Annotated in this window: 20 protein-coding genes, 2 tRNA genes and 1 pseudogene; 13 read left to right on the plus strand and 10 right to left on the minus strand. The window is 75.1% G+C overall.

Annotated elements, in window-relative coordinates:
* The first annotated feature begins 37 nt into the window (after positions 1–37).
* Positions 38–631, plus strand: a complete 594-nt coding sequence (locus tag CCE02nite_RS13335; protein ID WP_141390114.1) for a YdeI/OmpD-associated family protein — start codon at positions 38–40, stop codon at positions 629–631.
* Between the two features lie 9 nt (positions 632–640).
* On the opposite strand, the gene CCE02nite_RS13340 is transcribed toward CCE02nite_RS13335, so the two are convergent.
* On the minus strand, positions 641–1,429 hold the full coding sequence (locus CCE02nite_RS13340) for an MmyB family transcriptional regulator (protein WP_141390115.1): 789 nt from the start codon (positions 1,427–1,429) through the stop codon (positions 641–643).
* A gap of 144 nt (positions 1,430–1,573) precedes the next feature.
* On the opposite strand from CCE02nite_RS13340, the gene CCE02nite_RS13345 reads away from it, so the two are divergent.
* Positions 1,574–1,969: a nuclear transport factor 2 family protein gene (locus tag CCE02nite_RS13345; protein ID WP_141390116.1), complete on the plus strand. Its 396-nt coding sequence runs from the start codon at positions 1,574–1,576 to the stop codon at positions 1,967–1,969.
* Positions 1,970–2,044: 75 nt separating this feature from the next.
* Here CCE02nite_RS13345 and CCE02nite_RS13350 read toward each other — a convergent pair whose 3' ends face one another.
* Entirely contained in the window at positions 2,045–2,854 is an 810-nt protein-coding gene (locus tag CCE02nite_RS13350) for an aminoglycoside 3'-phosphotransferase (RefSeq protein ID WP_141390117.1), read from the minus strand.
* 125 nt (positions 2,855–2,979) lie between these two features.
* Here CCE02nite_RS13350 and CCE02nite_RS13355 point away from each other — a divergent pair, with 125 nt between their 5' ends.
* Entirely contained in the window at positions 2,980–3,450 is a 471-nt protein-coding gene (locus CCE02nite_RS13355) for a peptidoglycan-binding domain-containing protein (protein ID WP_141390118.1), read from the plus strand.
* Here the strand turns inward: CCE02nite_RS13355 and CCE02nite_RS13360 are convergent.
* The gene (locus CCE02nite_RS13360) at positions 3,428–4,453 is read right to left on the minus strand and encodes a 3-methyladenine DNA glycosylase (RefSeq protein WP_371861928.1); all 1,026 of its coding nucleotides are present in this window, start codon (positions 4,451–4,453) and stop codon (positions 3,428–3,430) included. The two genes, CCE02nite_RS13355 and CCE02nite_RS13360, sit on opposite strands and share 23 nt — an antisense overlap.
* Before the next feature lie 212 nt (positions 4,454–4,665).
* Between CCE02nite_RS13360 and CCE02nite_RS13365 the strand changes: the two genes are divergently transcribed.
* Complete coding sequence (locus tag CCE02nite_RS13365) at positions 4,666–5,739, plus strand: DUF4190 domain-containing protein (protein ID WP_141390119.1); 1,074 nt, start codon at positions 4,666–4,668, stop codon at positions 5,737–5,739.
* A 29-nt stretch (positions 5,740–5,768) separates the two neighbouring features.
* Positions 5,769–6,701 (plus strand): hypothetical protein, encoded by a 933-nt coding sequence (locus CCE02nite_RS13370; protein WP_141390120.1) that lies wholly within the window; start codon positions 5,769–5,771, stop codon positions 6,699–6,701.
* 18 nt (positions 6,702–6,719) lie between these two features.
* On the opposite strand, the gene CCE02nite_RS13375 is transcribed toward CCE02nite_RS13370, so the two are convergent.
* The 3 genes from CCE02nite_RS13375 to CCE02nite_RS13385 all read right to left on the minus strand — a co-directional run bounded on the left by CCE02nite_RS13375 (position 6,720) and on the right by CCE02nite_RS13385 (position 9,402).
* Positions 6,720–7,100 carry an MmcQ/YjbR family DNA-binding protein gene (locus tag CCE02nite_RS13375; RefSeq protein ID WP_141390121.1) on the minus strand — a complete coding sequence of 127 codons (381 nt, stop codon included), beginning with the start codon at positions 7,098–7,100 and terminating at the stop codon, positions 6,720–6,722.
* Positions 7,101–7,167: 67 nt separating this feature from the next.
* Positions 7,168–8,172 carry an aldo/keto reductase gene (locus CCE02nite_RS13380; RefSeq protein WP_141390122.1) on the minus strand — a complete coding sequence of 335 codons (1,005 nt, stop codon included), beginning with the start codon at positions 8,170–8,172 and terminating at the stop codon, positions 7,168–7,170.
* A gap of 9 nt (positions 8,173–8,181) precedes the next feature.
* Positions 8,182–9,402: a heparan-alpha-glucosaminide N-acetyltransferase domain-containing protein gene (locus tag CCE02nite_RS13385; protein ID WP_141390123.1), complete on the minus strand. Its 1,221-nt coding sequence runs from the start codon at positions 9,400–9,402 to the stop codon at positions 8,182–8,184.
* A gap of 140 nt (positions 9,403–9,542) precedes the next feature.
* Between CCE02nite_RS13385 and CCE02nite_RS13390 the strand changes: the two genes are divergently transcribed.
* From CCE02nite_RS13390 to CCE02nite_RS13410, 5 genes are all read left to right on the plus strand, one after another.
* On the plus strand, positions 9,543–10,433 hold the full coding sequence (locus CCE02nite_RS13390; protein WP_141390124.1) for a methyltransferase domain-containing protein: 891 nt from the start codon (positions 9,543–9,545) through the stop codon (positions 10,431–10,433).
* Between the two features lie 57 nt (positions 10,434–10,490).
* Positions 10,491–11,273, plus strand: a complete 783-nt coding sequence (locus CCE02nite_RS13395; RefSeq protein ID WP_141390125.1) for a fumarylacetoacetate hydrolase family protein — start codon at positions 10,491–10,493, stop codon at positions 11,271–11,273.
* Between the two features lie 26 nt (positions 11,274–11,299).
* Entirely contained in the window at positions 11,300–11,560 is a 261-nt protein-coding gene (locus CCE02nite_RS13400) for a hypothetical protein (RefSeq protein ID WP_141390126.1), read from the plus strand.
* Positions 11,561–11,626: 66 nt separating this feature from the next.
* Complete coding sequence (gltX, locus tag CCE02nite_RS13405) at positions 11,627–13,129, plus strand: glutamate--tRNA ligase (protein WP_174774916.1); 1,503 nt, start codon at positions 11,627–11,629, stop codon at positions 13,127–13,129.
* Positions 13,126–13,920, plus strand: coding sequence for an HAD family hydrolase (locus tag CCE02nite_RS13410; RefSeq protein WP_141390128.1), 795 nt, complete (start codon positions 13,126–13,128; stop codon positions 13,918–13,920). The genes gltX and CCE02nite_RS13410 overlap by 4 nt, the downstream gene beginning before the upstream one ends.
* Positions 13,921–14,003: 83 nt before the next feature.
* Here CCE02nite_RS13410 and CCE02nite_RS13415 read toward each other — a convergent pair whose 3' ends face one another.
* Positions 14,004–15,191, minus strand: a complete 1,188-nt coding sequence (locus tag CCE02nite_RS13415) for a YeiH family protein (RefSeq protein ID WP_141390129.1) — start codon at positions 15,189–15,191, stop codon at positions 14,004–14,006.
* Between the two features lie 70 nt (positions 15,192–15,261).
* Between CCE02nite_RS13415 and CCE02nite_RS13420 the strand changes: the two genes are divergently transcribed.
* The gene (locus CCE02nite_RS13420; protein WP_141390130.1) at positions 15,262–16,188 is read left to right on the plus strand and encodes a LysR family transcriptional regulator; all 927 of its coding nucleotides are present in this window, start codon (positions 15,262–15,264) and stop codon (positions 16,186–16,188) included.
* A gap of 22 nt (positions 16,189–16,210) precedes the next feature.
* On the opposite strand, the gene CCE02nite_RS13425 is transcribed toward CCE02nite_RS13420, so the two are convergent.
* Together CCE02nite_RS13425 and CCE02nite_RS13430 are read right to left on the minus strand one after the other, a co-directional pair.
* Complete coding sequence (locus tag CCE02nite_RS13425; RefSeq protein ID WP_141390131.1) at positions 16,211–16,849, minus strand: hypothetical protein; 639 nt, start codon at positions 16,847–16,849, stop codon at positions 16,211–16,213.
* On the minus strand, positions 16,846–17,625 hold the full coding sequence (locus CCE02nite_RS13430; RefSeq protein ID WP_141390132.1) for a class I SAM-dependent methyltransferase: 780 nt from the start codon (positions 17,623–17,625) through the stop codon (positions 16,846–16,848). The genes CCE02nite_RS13425 and CCE02nite_RS13430 overlap by 4 nt, the downstream gene beginning before the upstream one ends.
* 202 nt (positions 17,626–17,827) lie before the next feature.
* Between CCE02nite_RS13430 and CCE02nite_RS13435 the strand changes: the two genes are divergently transcribed.
* A tRNA-Gln gene (locus tag CCE02nite_RS13435) sits at positions 17,828–17,899 on the plus strand.
* A gap of 99 nt (positions 17,900–17,998) precedes the next feature.
* Positions 17,999–18,071 (plus strand) — tRNA-Glu (locus tag CCE02nite_RS13440).
* 198 nt (positions 18,072–18,269) lie between these two features.
* Here the strand turns inward: CCE02nite_RS13440 and CCE02nite_RS20495 are convergent.
* Positions 18,270–18,735 (minus strand): annotated as a pseudogene (locus CCE02nite_RS20495) (hypothetical protein); the annotation flags it as partial.

Consider the following 18,735-nt stretch of genomic DNA (forward strand, 5'->3'; position numbering starts at 1 on the left):
CGGGCACGCTGGTGCCCCCACCGACGACGGAGGCGCAGTGACCGAGGAGTACCAGGGAAAGCCGGCGTTCCACGCGCAGACTCCGCGGGAGTGGCGGGTGTGGCTCACCGAGCACCACGACGACCCCGAGCCCGGGGTGTGGCTCCTCACCTGGCGGCGCGAGAGCGGCCGCGCGACCTACGGGTACGAGCCCTGGATCGAGGAGGCGCTGTCCTACGGCTGGATCGACGGGCAGGCCGCGACGGTCGACGCCGACCGGCACGCGCTCTGGTTCACGCGCCGCCGCCGCGGCAGCCGCTGGACCCGGTTGAGCAAGGAGCGCGTCGCGCGCATCGAGGCGGACGGGCGCATGACCGACGCCGGGCGCGCCGTCGTGGACGCGGCGAAGGCCGACGGGTCGTGGACGCGGCACGACGACGCCGAGGCCCTCGTGGTGCCCGACGACCTCGGCGCGGCGCTCGCCGAGAGGGCGGGTGCTCGCGAGCACTTCGACGCGTTCACGCCCGGGGTCCGGCGGTCGATCCTCGGCTGGATCGTCGAGGCGAAGCGGCCGGAGACCCGCGCGCGCCGGATCGCGGAGACCGCCGAGCAGGCCGAGCAGGGCGTCGCGGCCCACCAGCCGCGCCGCTAGCCCGAACGCTCAGCGCACGACGCCCAGGGCGGCGGCCGTGGCGTCGTCGGCGGGGAAGAACGACTCGATCGCGATCTCGTCGAGCGTGACGTCCCGCGGGGAGCCGAACACCGTCATCGTGTAGAGGAACGCGAGCTCGCCCTGCGGGGTCGCGAGGCGCAGCGGCACGACGGCGTCGCTCGCGGGGGAGCGATCGTCGCGCCGGTGCTCCGGGTGGGGGAGATAGCCCTCCACCTCGGCGAGCAGGTCGACGAGCGCGGGGTCGCCCGTGCGGTCGAGCTGGCGGCGCACGCGTCGGCGGACGTGCCCGCCCCACTCCGCGAGGTTCGCGATCCGCGGCGCGAGGCCGTCGGGGTGCAGCGTGAGCCGCAGCACGTTGACGGGAGGCTCGCGCAGCCGGTCGGGGACCCCGTCGAGGAACGCGCCCGCGGCGGGGTTGGCGGCCAGCAGGTTCCAGCGCCCGTCGACCGCCATCGCCGGGAACGGCTCGTGCCCCGCGAGCACGAGGTCGACGGCGCGACGTGCGGCGGCGAGCGTCGCGGTCGACAAAGGCGTCTCGCGGTGCCGCGGGGCGTAGCCCGCCGCGAGGTAGACGTCGTTGCGTGCGCGCAGCGGGACGTCGAGCTCGTCGCACAGGCGGTCGATCATCGCCCGGCTGGGCTGCGCGCGGCCCGTCTCCAGGAAGCTGATGTGACGCGGCGAGACCTCGGCGCCGAGCGCGAGGTCGAGCTGCGAGCGCCGACGCCGCACGCGCCATTCGCGCAGCATCGATCCGGCGGGTGTGGCCACGGGAGGCATGGACCCACCCTGCCGTTCCTCGGGGTGCCCGCCAACTACCTCCGAGGTCATCGACACCGTGTCGTGCTCCGGCCGACGGTGGTGCTCCGGCCACCCGCCGGACCGCCACGGCGCCGCGGACCAGACGCCGGCAGAGGAGGGATCATGACCGAGACGACGACGCGGGCCGCGACGGCGGTCGAGCGGTACCTGGAGTTCTGGAACACGGCGGACGCCGCCGGGCGCGACCGGCTCGCGTGCGACACGTTCTCCCGCGACGTCGAGTACGTCGCCCCCGTGACGCGTGCCGAGGGGTGCGACGCGGTCCTGGCGTTCGCGACCGAGCTGCTCACGCACGTCGCGGGGCACCGGTTCGAGGCGCGCACCGCGCCGGACCTGCACGACGACCGGCTGCGGCTGCAGTGGCGTGCGGTCGCCCCCGACGGGTCGGAGTTCGCGACGGGCACCGACGTCCTGCACGTCCGGCCGGACGGGCTGGTGTCGTCGGTGACGACGTTCCTGGACCGCGCGCCCGACGGCTTCGCCACCCACCACCACTGACCGCTGAGTGCATGAAATAGTCGCTGTCGCATCGATACGACGGCGACTATTTCATGCACTCAGCGGGTCGGGGCGTCAGGAGAGGCCCCAGAGCAGGCGGTAGTAGGCGATGCGCTCCGGGTCCGGGTCGACGCCGTAGCCCGCGTAGACGTGGCCGTCGTACCCGGGGCCGTAGTTCCACTCGGTGCTCCAGGCCGCGACGGCGAGGTCGGCCCAGCGGTCCGCGACCCCGAGCGAGCCGAGGTCGACGTGCGCGGCGAACGCGCCGTCGTCGTGCAGGAGCGTGTTGGGCACGCACGCGTCGCCGTGGCACACGACGAGCCGGTCCACGGCGGGGGCCTCTGCGAGCCGGGCCCGCGCCGCCGAGACGCCCAGGCCGCGGTGCTCGGGAAACCACCCGTCCGGGCCGTCGCCGCGGGCGAGGCGCGCGTCGGCGTTCGCCACGCGGTCCTCGACGGCCCAGGTGAACGGGCACGACGCGACGGGCAGCGCGTCGTGCAGCGCGCGCAGCCCCCGCCCGATCGCGACGGCGGCGGTCGCCGGGTCGGCGACCCAGCGCGGCTCGACCGCCGACCGTCCCGGGAGGGCCTGCGTGACGAGCCAGGCGCCGTCGTCGTCGGAGCCCTGGGCGAGGACGCGCGGGACCGGGGCGCGGTCGCCGACCCAGGCGAGACGCGCGGCCTCGCCCGGGAGGTCGATCTCGGGCGTGCCTGCGGGTACCCACTTGGCGAACCGGGCGTCGTCGGCGCCGTCGAGGCGGAAGGTCAGGCCACCGAGCTCGTTGCGCCACACGGGCGTGGCGACGTCGTCGCCGGCGAGCGCGCGGACGGCGTCGGGCACGACGACCGGGCCGGTCGGGACGGCGGCGAGCGGGACGCGACTCATGCGCGCGATCCTCGCACGCCGGTCCCGCGCATCAGGGAGGCCGCGTCGGCCCTCCCTCCGGACGGGGGCGCGGGACCCCCACGGTGGGAGAGCCCGCCGGTCCCGCGACGACGGAGGGAACGACGATGACGAACGTCCTGACGGCACTGCCGACCTGGCCGCGCGTGCGACGTGGCGCGAACGGGCACCCGGTCCAGACGCTCCAGCACCTGCTGCGCCACCGTGGTCACGAGCTCGCCGTCGACGGGCTGCTCGGGCCGCGCACCGAGGGCGCGGTGCGCGTCTTCCAGGACGCGGCCGGTCTCGACGCCGACGGCGTCGCGGGCCCGGCGACGTGGGCCGCGCTCGTCGTGGTGGTGCGCCGGGGGAGCGTCGGCGAGGCCGTGCGCGCGGTGCAGCGCGAGGCCGTCGCGCGCGACCTGTCCGGCGGACCGGACCCCGTGCTCACCATCGACGGGCAGCTCGGCCCGCGTACCGAGGCCTGGGTGCGCGGCTTCCAGGACGCGTTGCACGCGGGCTTCCCGGAGGTCGCCGTCGACGGCGTCGTCGGACCCGTGACCTGGCGCTGCCTGGTCAGCGGGATGCTGTCGCACTGACCTCGCGCGCGCCCGGCTCGCTGCCGAGGAGCGCGTCGCACACCGCGAGCAGCCGCTCGCGCAGGGCCGCGCCGCGCTCCGCGAAGGCGCGCTGGTGGCGCACGTACTCGGCCTTGCCCTCGGGCGTCTCGATCGCCACGGGGTCGAGCCCGTACGACGACACGTCGTACGGCGACGCCTGCATGTCGACCACGCGGACGTCGCGCGCGAGCTCGAAGCAGTCGAGCACGAGGTCCCCCGGGACGGCGGGCGTGAGCTTGAGCGCCCACTTGTAGAGGTCCATGGTCGCGTGCAGGCAGCCGGGCTGCTCCAGGGTGGGCTGGGTCTCTCGCGTCGGCTGCAGGCGGTTGAGCGGGCCGGCCTCGGGGGTGAAGAACCGGAACGCGTCGAAGTGCGAGCACTGCACGGGATGGGTCTCGACGACGCGGTCGGTGCCGTCGTGCCCCAGGCGCAGGGGGAGCGGGTGACGGTGGTCGCGGCCGGTGGCCCGGTCGCGGTAGACCATCGCCCACTCGTGCAGACCGAAGCACCCGAACCGGCCGGGCCGCGACGCCGTGGCGGCGAGCAGGGCGCGCAGGTAGCGCACCGTGTCGCCGCGGTCGGCGAGGAACGCGCCGGCGTCGAGCATCAGTCCCGCGGGGGTCTGGCGGTACCACCTCCACGTGGCGCGCGCCGTGTACGGGTCGGCGGGCTCGTCGTCGGGCCGAGGTGCGGTCTCGGGTGCGGGCACGTGGCCCGTCGGCGGGGCGAGCACGACGTCGGGGCCCGGGTGCCAGCGGCGGAGCTGCGCCGGGCGCGTGGGGTAGTAGGTGAAGAGGAAGTCCTCGATCGCGTGCTTCTCGCCGCGCGGCTTGCGCTCGCGCCACCCGGCGGTGAACGCGTCCGCCCGCTCCGCGTGGGCGTGCTCGCGCGCCGTCCATGCCTCGGCCGCGAGCACGACCGGGCCGACGACGCCGGTCGCTGGGGCGGGCGTCGGGGCAGTCGCGGTGACGGTCGGGGGCACTGTTCCAGGGTACGAGAGCGCCGGGGCGCCGCCGACGAGCCGGCCCACGAGACGGTTTCACCCGGGCGGGCGTTTTCCCGATGTGGGCGCGAGCGGGAAGAATGCCCGTGAACGTGCTGTGAAGGCCCGGCACGCCCGACCGGACGACCTCCCGTCGACCGGTCACCCCGACCCGTTGGACCGATCTCGCGGCGACGCCGCGGAGGAGCACCATGTCGCAGCCGCCCACGGCACCGCAGGACCCGTACCAGTTCGACCCCTACCGGCCGCACGGCGCCGACCCCGCGCAGCAGGCGCCGTCGCACGACGCCTGGGCGCCGCAGGGCGAGGCGCCGACGCAGCCGTACGGCTCGCCGAACGACGCGTTCGCAGCCCCGGGCCAGGGCGCGGCGCCGGAGCAGGCTCCCTACGGTGCGGGCCCGGCACCTTACGGCGCCGGCCAGGCGCCCGCGTACGGCGCGGACCAGCAGCAGGCGTACGGCCAGCAGCCCGGGTACGGCCAGCCCTACGGCGACCCCGCGCAGCAGCCCTACCCGCAGCCGTACCCGGACCCCGCGCAGCAGGCGTACGGCCAGCCCTACGGCGACCCGGCGCAGCAGCCGTACGGCAGCCCGTACGGCAACGGCTACTCGGCGTACACCGCGCCCGCCCCGGCGACGAGCACGATCGCGATCGTCGGCTTCGTCCTGGCGATCCTCGGCTTCCTCGGGAGCTGGATCCCGTTCGTCAACATCTTCGCGGCCCTGCTCGGCATCACCGGGGTCGTGCTCGGGTTCGTCGGGCTGTCGCAGGTGAAGCAGGGGCGGTCGGGCAAGGGCTTCTCGATCACGGCGATCGTGCTCGGCGTGCTGTCCGTCCTGGCGACGATCCTCATGTGGGTGGTCTTCGTCGTCGCGGCGAACGAGGCGTCGACGCAGTACGAGCAGACGCTGTCCGAGATCCAGGAGGACTCCGACCGCGCGTTCGGCGAGGCCACCGAGGACGTCCTCGCCAACGACCTCGGCGTCGAGTTCGGCACCTTCGAGGGCACGGCCGACGAGCTCGGCTGGGTCGAGTCCTCGCTGCCGGTCACGTTCACCAACACGTCCGACGAGCCCCTCACGTTCGACATCGACGTGGACGCCGTCGCCGCCGACGGCACCGTGATCGAGAGCGACTGGGCGTACTCCGAGACGCTGGAGCCGGGTGCGTCCGAGACCGTGGAGATCTTCGACTTCATCGACGCCGAGAACCTCGAGGCCATGAAGACGGCCACGTTCGAGGTGACGCAGGCGAGCGCGTACTGACGGCTGCTGCACGGGACGGAGGACCGAGCGTGAAGGACCCCACGAGCTCGCCCGGCGCCGGCTCGCGCGAGCCCGACTGGGGGACGGCGCCCGGCACCGAGCCGGAGCCCGCCGAGGTCGGTGGCTCGTCCGACCCCGAGGACCCGCAGGCGCCCCCGGCGTCCGGCGAGAGCGACCCCGCGGGGGCGGCCACGACGGCGCGAGCCCGTGGGCGCTGGTCGTGGGCGACGGCCGCGCTCGTGGCCGCGACGCTCGGCGTCCTCCTCGTCGTCGCCGTGCTCGCCACCGAGGCGGTGACGGCGCGGCGCGGCTGGGCGCACGTGGGGGGCCTCTACGCGGTCGCGGGCGCCGCGGTCGTCGCGGTGGGTGCGGTCGTGTGGCGGCGCGGCACGCGTGGCGTGGCCGGCGCGACGCGCGCGCTCGTCGCGCTCCTCGCCGGCACCGTGGTGCTCACCGCCTGGGTGACGGTCGACGTCATGACGGGCGGCGGGACCGGGTACGGTCTCGGCAGCTCCCTGCGCGGGTACCCGCTGGGTGGCGGCTACGACGAGGGTCCCGAGATCGGCGCCGCCTCGGACCGGGTCTGGTACGGGGAGTCCGTGCGCTACGCGGACGGCCTCGTCGTCTCGGTCTCGGCGCCCCAGCCGTACACGCCGACCGAGGACGCCTCCGAGCGCGAGGACGACCACCCGCACGCGGTCCGCCTCCGCGTGCGGGTCACGAACGGCACCGGTCAGGAGGTCGACCCGGGCGGGCTCGACCTCCAGCCCGTGTCGGGCGGTCTCGTCGCCCGCAGGGTCTTCGACTACGCCCCCGACGTGCTGCTCGACGACCCGGACACGATCGCCCGCGGGACGAGCGCCGAGTGGGACCTCGTGTACAACGTGTACGACCCCGAGGACGTCGTCGTCGGGCTCGAGCCGACCTGGGCGAACTACGCGGTGGCCGTGTTCTCCTGGTGACCCCGCGTACGCCGGATATCACTCCGTGCGGTCGAGGTACTCCTGCGCGAGGCGCTTCGGTGCGCGGGAGAGCCACGCGTCCTGCAGCAGCTCCTCGAGCTCCGGCACGGCGACGCGGTCGAGCCGCGCGAGCACGATCGGGTACCCGTCGAAGTGGCTCGTCGTGAGGAACACGGCGGGGTCGTCGCCGAGCAGCGCCGCCTTCTCGCCCTCGTCGGCGACGCGGAACGCGACGGGCGGTCCGGCGGGCGCGGCGTCCCCGAGCTCGTCGAGGTCCTTCGCCCGCAGGGGCCGCTCCCAGACGAACAGCTTCCCGTGCACGGTCCACTGCCGCGGACCCTTGAGGTCCGTGTCCGGCAGCACCGACACGATCCGCTCGACGTCCTCCCACGAGGCCATGCCTCCACGGTAGGCCGCCCGTCGAGGACGGACCACACGATCGGCTGCCTGGCCGGGCCGCGGTGCGTCAGAAGGGCGCGACCTTTCCGAGCGGCGGGAAGATCTCGTCGAGCTCGGCCAGGTCGTCGGTCGTGGGAGCCCAGGCCCCGGCCGCGGCGTTCTGCCGCACCTGCTCGGGCTTCGTCGCGCCGGCGATGACGCTCGACACCTGCGGGCGCGACAGCAGCCACCCGAACGCGACCTGGACCTCGGTGATCCCGCGCACCCGGCAGAACGCGCCGAGGCGCGCGAGCGCCTCCCAGGGCGCCGACTCCAGGAGGTGCGGCTTGCTCGTGACGAGGCGGCCGTCGTCGGGCCGCGCGCCGTGCGCGTACTTGCCCGTGAGCAGCCCGTTCGCGAGCGGGAAGTAGGGGAGCACCCCGAGCCCGTACGCGGCCGCGGCGGGCAGCACCTCGAGCTCGGCCGCGCGGTCGACGAGGTTGTACTGGTTCTGCGCAGACACGAAGCGCACGGTCCCCGCGGCGCGGGCGGTGAGCTCGGCCTCGGCGACCTGCCACCCCGCCCGGTTGGAGTGCCCGACGTAGAGCACCTTGCCCGCGCGCACGAGGTCGTCGAGCGCCGCGAGCGTCTCGTCGATCGGCGTCCGCGGGTCGGGCGTGTGGAACTGGTAGAGGTCGATGCGGTCCGTGCCGAGGCGGCGCAGGGAGTCCTCCACGGCGCGCACGACGTAGCGCCGCGACCCGCGGGCGTCGAAGTCGTCGCCCGCGGCGCCGCGCATCGACATGCCGAACTTCGTCGCGACCACGACGTCGTCGCGGCGCGACCCGAGCGCCTGGCCGAGCAGCTCCTCGCTCAGCCCGGGTCGACCCCCGTAGGAGTCGGCCGTGTCGAAGAACGTCACCCCCGCGTCGAGCGCGGCGTCGACGACGGCGCGCGTCCCCTCGAGCGTCTCGGTCACCGTGCGGGGGCGGCCGAAGTTGTTGCACCCCAGCCCGACGGCGGACACGGCCAGTCCGGACCGGCCGAGGCGGCGCAGGGCGGGGCGGGGTGCGGTCGCGTCGTTCGCAGTCATGCGGCGACCCTACGACGCGCCGCGGGCGGCCGTGACCGCCGACGCACGCGCCGCGACCGCGGCGAAGAGCCGTTCGAGCGGCCCTCGCCCCAGCGCCCAGCGCCACAGCGTCGCGATCGCGAGCGTGGCGAGGACGAGCGCGAGGAGGGGACCGTTCGTCGTCTGCTCGTAGGCCGCGTCGCCCCACGCCCACAGCACGACGATCTGCGCCGAGTAGACCGTGAGCGCCATGGCACCGACCGCGGCGACCGGTGCGAGCACCCAGCGCCCGACCCGGCCCGCGAACAGGCACAGACCCAGCACCGCGACGGCGAACCCGCCCGACCCCACGACCTCCGGCAGGGTGTCGGTGTGCGGGCCGGCGAGCCACAGGTACGCGCTCGTCGGCCACGGGTCGGACCAGTCCAGCGGCTCGGGCCGGAAGCTGCTCGACCACGCCGCTGCCGCGTCCTCGACGGCCTGGGCCCCGCCGAGCGGCGCGGTCATCGTCGCCGAGAGGCCGTACCCGATGCCCAGGGCGAGCAGCCCGCCGCCTACGAGCCCGACGCGCGTGGCGGTCGAGGACAGGTCGGAGCGCCCGATCGCGATCCCGACCAGCACGTACGCCATCCACACGACCGCGGGGTAGTGGCCCGAGACGAGGAAGTCCGTGAAGGCGCCCGAGCCGTCGTCGGGCAGGTGCAGCCCGGCGCGCGCGAGCACCTCGGGGAGCCAGTAGGCGAGCACCGGCCCGACCACGGCGACCGCTCCCGCGAGCACGAGCAGGTCCCGGCGGCGCCAGCGCAGGAAGGGCAGGGCGAGCACGAAGTACGCCGCGTAGAAGCCGAGGATGAGCAGCACGCGCGTCCCGAGCAGGTCCAGCAGGCCCACGAGCCCGAGGAGCATCACGGCGCGCACGAGGATGCGCGTGCGGCTCTGGAGCGCGGGGAGCCCGTCGAGGGGCGTCCGCCCTCCCGAGACGATCGCGAGCGACACCCCCGCCACGAGCGCGAAGAGGATCGACGACCGCCCGTGGGACAACGAGAGCCAGCCGGAGACCTCGCCGAAGTCCTCGGAGGTGTACCCCACGTGGGCCGTGAACATCCCGAGGACCGCGATCCCGCGCGCGACGTCGAGGCCGGTGACGCGGCCCGGGCCGCCGAGCAGGAGCGCGGCGTGGCGGCGCGCGAACCCGGGGGAGGGGCGAGCGGGTTCGCCGGGGGCGGGAGTCGTGCCGGTCGCGGCCGTCATGGGGGGATTGTCCGCGTGCGGGCGCGCTCCCACCGGGCCGCCACGCCGGAGCGGACGACGACGCGACCCGTGCACGGACCGCGCGCCCAGAGTGTGAGAACGGGGTCGAGAACGATGCACGTCCGGCCTACGGTGCGGGTATGACGCACACCCCCCACGGCGCCGACGCGGCCGCCGACCACCCCGCCGACGCCCCCACCGGGGCCGGGAGCGACCCCGCGCAGGAGTCCGAGTCGTACACGCACGGCCACCACGAGTCCGTGCTGCGCTCGCACCGGTGGCGCACCGCCGAGAACTCGGCCGGGTTCCTCCTGCCGCACCTGCGCGCGGGCATGAGCGTCCTCGACGTGGGCTGCGGCCCGGCGACGGTCACCGTCGACCTCGCCGACCGCGTGGCCGGGGGACGCGTCGTCGGGGTCGACGCGTCCGAGGCCGTCCTCGAGAGCGCGCGCGAGCTCGCCGCCCAGCGCGGCACCGCGAACATCACCTTCCAGCACGCGAACGCGTACGAGCTGCCGTTCGCGGACGGCACGTTCGACGTCGTCTACGCGCACCAGCTCCTCCAGCACCTGTCCGACCCGGTCGGCGCGCTGCGCGAGATGAAGCGGGTCGCCAAGCCCGGCGGGCTCGTCGCCGTGCGCGACGCCGACTACGCCGCCATGACCTGGTACCCCGAGTCCCCGGGCCTGACGGAGTGGAACACGCTCTACCACGAGGTCACGCACGCGTACGGGTTCGAGGCCGACGCCGGCCGTCGCCTCTTCTCGTGGGTGCAGGACGCCGGGTTCGACCTCGACGGGATCGTGCCCACCGCGAGCACGTGGTGCTACGCGACCCCCGCCGACCGCACGTGGTGGGGCGGGCTGTGGGCCGAGCGCTGCGTCGCCTCGAACTTCGCGGTGCAGGCGAAGGAGTCGGAGCTCGCGGACGACGTCGCGCTCGAGCAGCTCGCGCAGGACTGGCTGCGCTGGGCCGAGGAGCCCGCGGGCTGGTTCGCGGTCCTCAACGGGGAGGTCCTCGCCCGCGCGTGACCGTGCGCGACACGGTCCGGCGCGGTCGCGCGGGCGCGGGCCGGATAGCCTGGGCCCGTGCGCATCGCGAGATTCACCACCGGAGACGACCCCCGCTACGCCCTCGTCCAGCAGGAGGGGGACCGCACGTACCTCGCGGTCCTCACGGGCGACCCGCTCTACATGCCCGTCACGCCGACGGGCGAGCGCATCGAGCTGGGCGACGGCGTCCGGCTCCTCGCGCCGGTGATCCCGCGCTCCAAGATCGTCGCCGTGGGCCGCAACTACGCGGACCACGCGAAGGAGATGGGCAACGACGTCCCGACGAGCCCGCTGCTCTTCCTCAAGCCGAACACCTCGGTCGTCGGCCCGGACGACCCGATCGTCCTGCCCGACTTCTCGCAGGAGGTCTCGTACGAGGCGGAGCTCGCGATCGTCATCGGCCGGCTCGCCAAGGACGTGTCGCCCGAGGCGGCGCCGGGGTACGTGCTCGGCTACACGGTTGCGAACGACGTCACCGCACGCGACGCCCAGCGGACCGACGGGCAGTGGGCACGTGCCAAGGGCTTCGACTCGTCGTGCCCGCTCGGCCCGTGGATCGACACGGACCTGAACCCCGAGGACGTCGGCGTCCGCAGCCGCGTCAACGGCGAGGTGAAGCAGGACGGTCGCACGAGCGACATGATCTTCGACATCCCCTTCCTGGTGTCGTACATCTCCGAGGCGATGACCCTCCTGCCGGGTGACGTCATCCTCACCGGTACGCCCGCCGGCGTCGGCCTGGTCGACGTGGGCGACCGCGTCGAGTGCGAGGTCGAGGGGATCGGCGTCCTGAGCAACCCGGTCGTCCGGCGGGCCTGAGCGTGCGACCCGCCCCCGGTCGGACCGTGGCGCGAGGAGCCGGGTGGGGCGCGCTCGCGCCGTGCGCGGTCGTCGTCGTGCTCGTGGTCCTGGCGGTCCTCGCCGGGGGCGTCCCCACCGGGGAGGCCCTGTCGTACGGGATCGTCCTCGCGATCGTCAGCGTCCCGGTCTGCGCCCTCACGGGCGCCGCGGTCGGCGGGCTGGTCGTCCTCGTGGGCTCGCGACGGCGTGACGCGCCTCGCCCGGCGACGACCGGTGCGCCGTCGGCGGGTGCCGCCCGGGACTGAGACGACGACCGGTGCGACGCCGGACGCCCGGGCGGCGGGCGGCGTCGGGCAACTACGCTGGGCACCGTGATCCCCGCACCTGGTTCCTCGCCCGTCCGCGTCCGCTTCTGCCCGTCCCCGACCGGGACGCCGCACGTCGGGCTCATCCGCACCGCGCTGTTCAACTGGGCCTACGCGCGTCACACGGGCGGCACGTTCGTGTTCCGCATCGAGGACACCGACGCCGCGCGCGACAGCGAGGAGAGCTACCAGCAGCTCCTCGACGCGCTGCGCTGGCTCGGGCTCGACTGGGACGAGGGCGTCGAGGTCGGCGGCCCGCACGAGCCGTACCGGCAGTCGCAGCGCGCGGACATCTACCAGGACGTCATCGCGCGGCTCGTCGACGGCGGGTACGTGTACGAGTCGTTCTCGACCCCCGAGGAGTCCGACGCGCGCAACGCCGCCGCGGGCGTGAAGACCAAGGGGTACGACAACTTCGACCGCACCCTCACGGACGAGCAGAAGGCCGCGTTCCGCGCCGAGGGCCGCGAGCCCGTGCTGCGCCTGCGCATGCCCGACGAGGACATCACGTTCACCGATCTCGTCCGCGGCGAGATCACGTTCAAGGCGGGCTCGGTCCCGGACTACGCGCTCGTGCGCGGCAACGGCCAGCCGCTCTACACGCTCGTCAACCCGGTCGACGACGCGCTCATGGGCATCACGCACGTGCTGCGCGGCGAGGACCTCCTGTCGTCCACGCCGCGCCAGATCGCGCTGTACCGGGCGCTGCTCGAGATCGGCGTGGCCGAGGTGATGCCGGAGTTCGGCCACCTCCCTTACGTCATGGGCGAGGGCAACAAGAAGCTCTCCAAGCGCGACCCCGAGTCGAACCTGTTCCTGCACCGCGAGCGCGGATTCACGCCGGAGGGCCTGCTCAACTACCTCGCGCTGCTCGGCTGGTCCATCTCGCCGGACCACGACATCTTCACCGTCACCGAGCTGGTCGAGGCGTTCGACGTCCACGACGTCCTGCCCAACGCGGCGCGCTTCGACCTCAAGAAGGCCGAGGCGATCAACGCGACGCACGTGCGCCTCCTCGCGCCGGAGGACTTCCGCGACCGCCTGGTCCCGTACCTGCACGCGGGCGGGCTCGTGCCGGCGGATTCGTTCGCGGACCTGTCGCCCCGGAACCAGGAGATCCTCACGGCGGCCGCGCCGCTCGTCCAGGAGCGCATGGTGCTGCTCGGCGAGTCGGTCGGGATGCTCGGCTTCCTCTTCACGGCCGACGACGCGCTCACGGTCGAGGACGACGCGCGCGGCGCCCTGCGCGACGACGCGAAGGACATCCTCGCCGCCGCGATCACCGCGCTCGACGTGCTCCAGGACGGCGAGTTCGTCACCGCGGCCATCGAGGAGCGCCTGCGCGACGCGATCGTCGAGGGCATGGGCGTCAAGCCGCGCTTCGCGTTCACGCCGCTGCGCGTCGCGCTCACGGGCCGCCGCGTCTCCCCGCCGCTGTTCGAGTCCATGGAGCTGCTCGGCAAGGGCTCGACGCTGGAGCGCCTCGTGCGCCTGCGGGACACGCTGTGACGGAGCTCGGCGTCCAGGCGGCCGCCGCGCCGGTCGAGGGAGTCCTGTTCGACGTCGACGACACGCTCGTCGACACGCGCGCCGCGTTCGCGGAGGCGATCGCCGCCGCGTCGCGCGTGTGGCTGCCGCACCTGCCCGAGGACCGCTACGACGAGGTGCTCGCGCTGTGGCGCTCCGACCCGAACGGGCACTACCGCGCGTACACGCGCGGCGAGGTCGACTTCGACGCGCAGCGCATGGCGCGCGCCAACGAGCTCCAGGCGACGTTCGGCGGCGAGCTGCTCGACGACGCCGCGTACGTGGAGTGGAAGGACCTCTTCTGGGGCACGTTCGAGGCGTCGTGGGCGGCGTTCGACGACTCGCGCCCGGTCGTGGACGCGCTCGTCGCGGCGGGGGTCCGCGTGGGGTCCCTGACGAACGCCCGCGTCGAGCTCCAGACCCGCAAGCTCGCCGCGGCGGGCCTGCCCGACGTCCCGCTGCTCGTCGGCGTGGACACGCTCGGCTTCGGCAAGCCCGACCCGCGCGTGTTCGCCGAGGCGTGCGCGCGGCTCGGCACCGACCCGGCCCGCACGGCGTACGTCGGTGACGAGCTCGACGTCGACGCGCGCGCCGCGCTCGCGGCCGGCCTCGTCGGCGTGTGGCTCGACCGCCCCGGCACGCGCCGCGGCGGCCCGCACCCGGAGGACCCGGCGTCGGCCCGCGCGTCGGGCGTGCACGTGGTCCACGCCCTGGCCGACCTCCCCGCGGCCCTCGGGGTCACGGCCCCGGCCGAGGCCCCCGCACCGAGGTAGAGCCCTGGTCCGCCGAGGTAGAGGTGTGGTCATGACCAGGCCTCTACCTCGGCTGACCGGGCCTCGCTCTCGGCGGAGACGGGTCAGGTGAGGAGCAGCACCCCGACGAGGGCCGTCGTCGTCACGAGGAGCGCCGACAGCCCGCCGAGGACGAGCGCGCGCCGCCCGGTGCGCAGCAGGTACGGGACGTCCACGCCCAGCCCGAGCGCGAACATCGCGGCCACGAACGCGAGCGTCGTCGCCGACGCGAGCGCGGCGAGCAGCGGGGCCGGCACGACGCCCAGGCTGCGCAGCGCCACCGCCGCCACGAACCCGACGACGAACCACGGCACCGGCGCGACCCGCGGCGTGGCGGGGTCCGCCGCCGGGTCCGTGGCCGTGCCGGCGGCGCCGAGGTGGTCCGCACCGGCCGAGCCGACCTGGGCGATCGCCGCGCGCCGCGCGCCGCGGGCGACCACGACGCCCGCCACCGCGACGAGCGGGGCGAGGAGGGCGACGCGCGCGAGCTTGGCGACGGTGGCGGTCGCGAGGGCGGGGTCGGAGATCGTCCCGGCGGCCGTGACGACCTGCGCGACCTCCTGCACGCTCGCGCCGATCCAGAGCCCGGCCTGCTCGTCGCCGAGGCCGACCAGCGCGGCGAGCCACGGCAGCGCGACGATCGCGAGCGTGCCGTAGACGGTGACGAGCGCGAGGGACGCGGCGACGCCGTCGTCGTCCTCGCGGACCTGCCCGGGGGTGCGCCCGGGGCCGGCGACGACGCCCTGCATGGCCGAGATCGCCGCGGCCCCGCAGACCGAGAACCCGGTCGCGACGAGCAGCGTCGTGACACGCGGCACCCGGAGCGCGCGGCCGAGCGCGAGCGTGCCGGTGAAGGTGACGAGGAGGGTCGTCGTGACGACGACGAGCCCGCGCCAGCCCAGCGCGAGGACCTCGGGCACCGAGAGCTGGAACCCGAGCAGCACGACGCCCGTGCGCAGGACGACGCGGGACGTCCACGCGACGCCGGGTCGGGTCGCCGCGACCGCGACCGTCCCGCGCCGCGTCCTGCCCGCCCGGCCGAGCATCGGCGCGACGAGCGCGCCGAGCACGAGCGCGACGACGAGCGGGGACACCGTCGGGACGAGCCGCGCCCCGAGCAGCACGACGACCGTCGCCGCGGCGACCAGCCCGAGCCCGGGCAGCAGCGCACGGGAGCCGGCCACGTGGCGGGACGCGCTCGCCGTCGCGACGGGTGGTGCTGTGCGGGTCGTGCGAGGTGCGGGAGGGGTCATGCTCACGAGCCTGCTGCGCGCGACGACGCCGCGGAAGAGCGATCTACCTCGCAACCCATAGAGTGGCCCTATGGCCCAGACCTCCCGCGACCGGACCTCGCTCTCCGCGCTCGAGCTGCTCGTCGCGACCGACTCGCACGGCTCGATCAGCGCCGCGGCCCGGGCCCTCGGGGTCGCGCAGCCGACGGCGTCGGCGGGCCTGCGGGCGCTGGAGCGCCGCCTCGGGCTCGAGCTCCTCGAGCGCACGACGCGCGGCTCCCGCCTCACGGAGACGGGTCGCGCCACGGCGGCGTGGGCGCGCGAGGTGATCGAGGCGTCGGACCGGTTCGAGACGTCGGTCGCCGCGCTCCGCGAGGCCCCCGCCGCCCGGGTGCGCGTCGCGGCGAGCCTCACGGTCGCCGAGTACCTCGCGCCGCGCTGGCTCGCGCGCCTCGCGCTCGAGGGGTCCGGACCCGGCGGGGGAGCGCCGGACGTCGAGCTCGTCGTCCGCAACTCGCGCGAGGTGACCGACCTCGTCCTCGACGGCGGCGTGGAGCTGGGCTTCGTCGAGAGCGCGACGCTGCGCCGTGGGCTGCGCAGCCGCACCGTCGCGCACGACCGGCTCGTCGTCGTCGTCGGGCTGGCGCACCGGTGGGCACGGCGGAGCGCGCTGCGGGTCGACGAGCTGCTCGCGGGCGGGCTGGTCGTGCGCGAGCGTGGCTCGGGGACGCGCGAGACGCTCGAGCGCGGCCTCGCGGCGGTCGGCGAGCGGCTGCCCGACCACCTGCCCTACCTCGGCTCCACGGCGGCGCTCAAGACCGCCGTGCAGCACGGCGGCGCCGTCGCGGTCCTGTCGAGCCTCGCCGTCGCCGACGACGTCGCACGCGGCTCCCTGGTCACGGTCGCCGTCCCGGGGCTCGAGCTCGACCGGCGACTGCGCATGGTGTGGAAGGACGGCACCGCGCTCTCCTCGGCCGCACGCCGTATCGCGGCCGCGGCGGCCGTCTCGTCGGGCTGAGCGGTCGCCGTCCCGCGGCGCCTCAGCGCACCGACGCGTCCCAGCGCCAGCGCGTGCGCTGCCGTCGGCCGGGCAGCTCGCCGCGCCCGGTCGCCCAGAGGAGCAGGAGGTCCGTGTCGTCGTCCGGTCCGGGCTCGACGTCCGGGAAGAGCCGGGCGAGCACTCTCGGCGCGAGATCCGCCGGGAACGGCACGTGCTCGCCCGCGAGCCCGAGCAGGACGTCGTGGCCGTGCACGAGGACCTCGACGACGCCCATCGCCGCGAAACCGGTCGCGTCGGAGGTTCCGTAGGGGTGGTAGGCGCGCGCGGCCCCCGGCCGTGTCTCGGCGAGGGTCGCGAGCAGCTCGCCGCTGCCGAGCAGCGCCTCGCACAGACCCGCCGTCCCCGCCGCGCGGTCGACGTGCGCGATCTCGTCCTCCCCGCGCGGCCCGACGAGCGGGACGTACGCCAGGCGCGGGAGCGCGGCGAGCTGGAGGGCGTAGGCGAGCAGGTCGTCCACGACGTGCTCCGCCGTCGTCCAGCACGGCCACCGCACCGGGCCGGCCTGCGCGTCGAACGCGGCGACCGGGTGCCGCACCAGGTGGTCCGCGAGCCAGCGCGTCGCGGTCCGGACGTCGTCGCCGGTGACGACGTCGGGAGAGCGGTCGGTGCGGGCGCTCACGCGTCGTCCGACGTCGTCGTGAGCACGTCGGCCCGCCAGCACTCGGCGAGGTAGGGCAGTTCCACGTCGGTGCGCCCCGCGAGGGCCGGGTGCGTCGCGACGAGGTCGTCGATCTCGCCGAGCAGCTCCTCCCGGCGTGCGTCGGGAAGCGTCAGGAGGTAGCTGCGTGACGCGGCGAGCGGGCGGAGCGACGACGTCGGGACGCGGTCGGCCCAGGGCACCGTACGGTGCTCGGGCGGGGCGAAGAGCTGCTCGGCGAGCACGGGCTCGCGGTAGCTGTGCTCGAGGGTGTCGCCCCGGTGGATGACCTCGGTGAAGCGGCCGACCCAGTCGACCGCGTTGTCCCGAACGTTCCACACGATGCCGAGGCGGCCGCCGGGGCGCAGCACGCGCGCGATCTCCGGCTGGGCGGCGGGGGAGAACCAGTGCCATGCCTGGGCGACGAGCACGGCGTCGACGCTCGCGTCGGGGAGCGGGATCGCCTCGGCCGAGCCGGGCAGGGCCTGCGCGCCCGGGACGGACTCCGCGAGGCGCGCACGCATCGCGTCCGAGGGCTCGACGGCGACGACCTCCAGCCCGCGGGCGACGAGCCGCTCGGTGAGCTTCCCGGTGCCCGCGGCGAGGTCGAGGACGCGACGTGCGCCGTCGGGCAGGAGCCAGTCGACCGCCGCGTCCGGGTAGGAGGGCCGCGTGGACGCGTACTGGGCGGCGCCCTGCTCGAACGACGCGGCGCGGTCGGCGCGCGAGCCGGGGTCGGGGGAGTCTCCTGAGCTCATGCCTCGACGGTGCCAGACGGCGGCGGCGCGCGTCGACCCGGAGGGGGACCTCCGCGTGCCTGGCTCAGCGGTTCGGGTCGCATTTGGTCCGCGTCGTCATGTCCGGTAATGTTCTCGGCCGGTGGGACCTCCACGGGAGGGAGCCAGGGGACGAGTCTCAACTTCGTCACGGCGGCTCTCCGACAGTGGCTGGTTACCCCCTTGGGGTATGGTGTAATTGGCAGCACGAGTGATTCTGGTTCACTTAGTCTAGGTTCGAGTCCTGGTACCCCAGCGAAGAGCTCCGGCTCAGATCGAGCGGTCAAGACCGCGCGAAACATGAGGTAGAGTTCTCGACGGAGAAACGGACCGGAAACGGTACGGAGATCCACAGGCCCCCATCGTCTAGCGGCCTAGGACGTCGCCCTCTCACGGCGGTAACACGGGTTCAAATCCCGTTGGGGGTACAGAGAAAGGCCCGGTCACCATCACGGTGACCGGGCCTTTGTCATGTGCGGAGAAGTTACAGCGGCGCTCGACGCGACGTGTCGTGGTGCTGGCGCGCGCCGGTGTGACGAAGGTCGCGGCCCACGGTGAGGAGGGCTGGTCGCCGTGCTGGAACGACCGACCCGTCAGCCCGCGGGCGCGAGCCCGTCGAGGTGCCGTCAGGGCGCGTCGTCGCGACCCGGGCCCGGCTCGTAGGGCTTCGGGATCGGCGTCGGCGTGGGGCGCGGGTGGATGACGGGCACGTAGGTCGCCCGGTGCTCGCCGGAGACCGCCCAGCCGGGCTCGTCGTCGTGACGCTCCGCGGGGTGCTCGCCGCCGAGCCACCCGTCCCTGCGTCCTGCGGCACCCGGCGTCGCCTCCGACCGTCCCGCGACCGGGATGGGCTGCGTCGGCCCGCTCGACTCGCCGGACGCGCGCCCGGGGACCACGACGACGCGCTGGTCGGCGGGAGGTGGCGCGGGGATCGGCGGCAGGCTCCCGGCCGGGCTGCGGCCGTCCCACGCGGGCGCGGGCTCGACGGGCGCCGGCTCGGCCGGCTGGGGAGGGCGCGGGCCCGGCGGCGGGACCGTCGCGGGTGCGGCGCCCTGGGGACCGGCCAGTGCCGGGCCGGGCCCGCTCGCCGGT

Source organism: Cellulosimicrobium cellulans, from assembly GCF_006539945.1.
Classification (GTDB): domain Bacteria; phylum Actinomycetota; class Actinomycetes; order Actinomycetales; family Cellulomonadaceae; genus Cellulosimicrobium; species Cellulosimicrobium cellulans.

Coding starts and splice junctions, on each gene's coding strand:
- CCE02nite_RS13415 (WP_141390129.1), bottom strand. CDS start 15,191: ATGACCCCTCCCGCACCTCGCACGACCCGCACAGCACCACCCGTCGCG.
- CCE02nite_RS13345 (WP_141390116.1), top strand. CDS start 1,574: ATGACCGAGACGACGACGCGGGCCGCGACGGCGGTCGAGCGGTACCTG.
- CCE02nite_RS13430 (WP_141390132.1), bottom strand. CDS start 17,625: ATGAGCTCAGGAGACTCCCCCGACCCCGGCTCGCGCGCCGACCGCGCC.
- CCE02nite_RS13365 (WP_141390119.1), top strand. CDS start 4,666: ATGTCGCAGCCGCCCACGGCACCGCAGGACCCGTACCAGTTCGACCCC.
- CCE02nite_RS13420 (WP_141390130.1), top strand. CDS start 15,262: ATGGCCCAGACCTCCCGCGACCGGACCTCGCTCTCCGCGCTCGAGCTG.
- CCE02nite_RS13350 (WP_141390117.1), bottom strand. CDS start 2,854: ATGAGTCGCGTCCCGCTCGCCGCCGTCCCGACCGGCCCGGTCGTCGTG.
- CCE02nite_RS13375 (WP_141390121.1), bottom strand. CDS start 7,100: ATGGCCTCGTGGGAGGACGTCGAGCGGATCGTGTCGGTGCTGCCGGAC.
- CCE02nite_RS13355 (WP_141390118.1), top strand. CDS start 2,980: ATGACGAACGTCCTGACGGCACTGCCGACCTGGCCGCGCGTGCGACGT.
- CCE02nite_RS13385 (WP_141390123.1), bottom strand. CDS start 9,402: ATGACGGCCGCGACCGGCACGACTCCCGCCCCCGGCGAACCCGCTCGC.
- CCE02nite_RS13380 (WP_141390122.1), bottom strand. CDS start 8,172: ATGACTGCGAACGACGCGACCGCACCCCGCCCCGCCCTGCGCCGCCTC.
- CCE02nite_RS13340 (WP_141390115.1), bottom strand. CDS start 1,429: ATGCCTCCCGTGGCCACACCCGCCGGATCGATGCTGCGCGAATGGCGC.
- CCE02nite_RS13390 (WP_141390124.1), top strand. CDS start 9,543: ATGACGCACACCCCCCACGGCGCCGACGCGGCCGCCGACCACCCCGCC.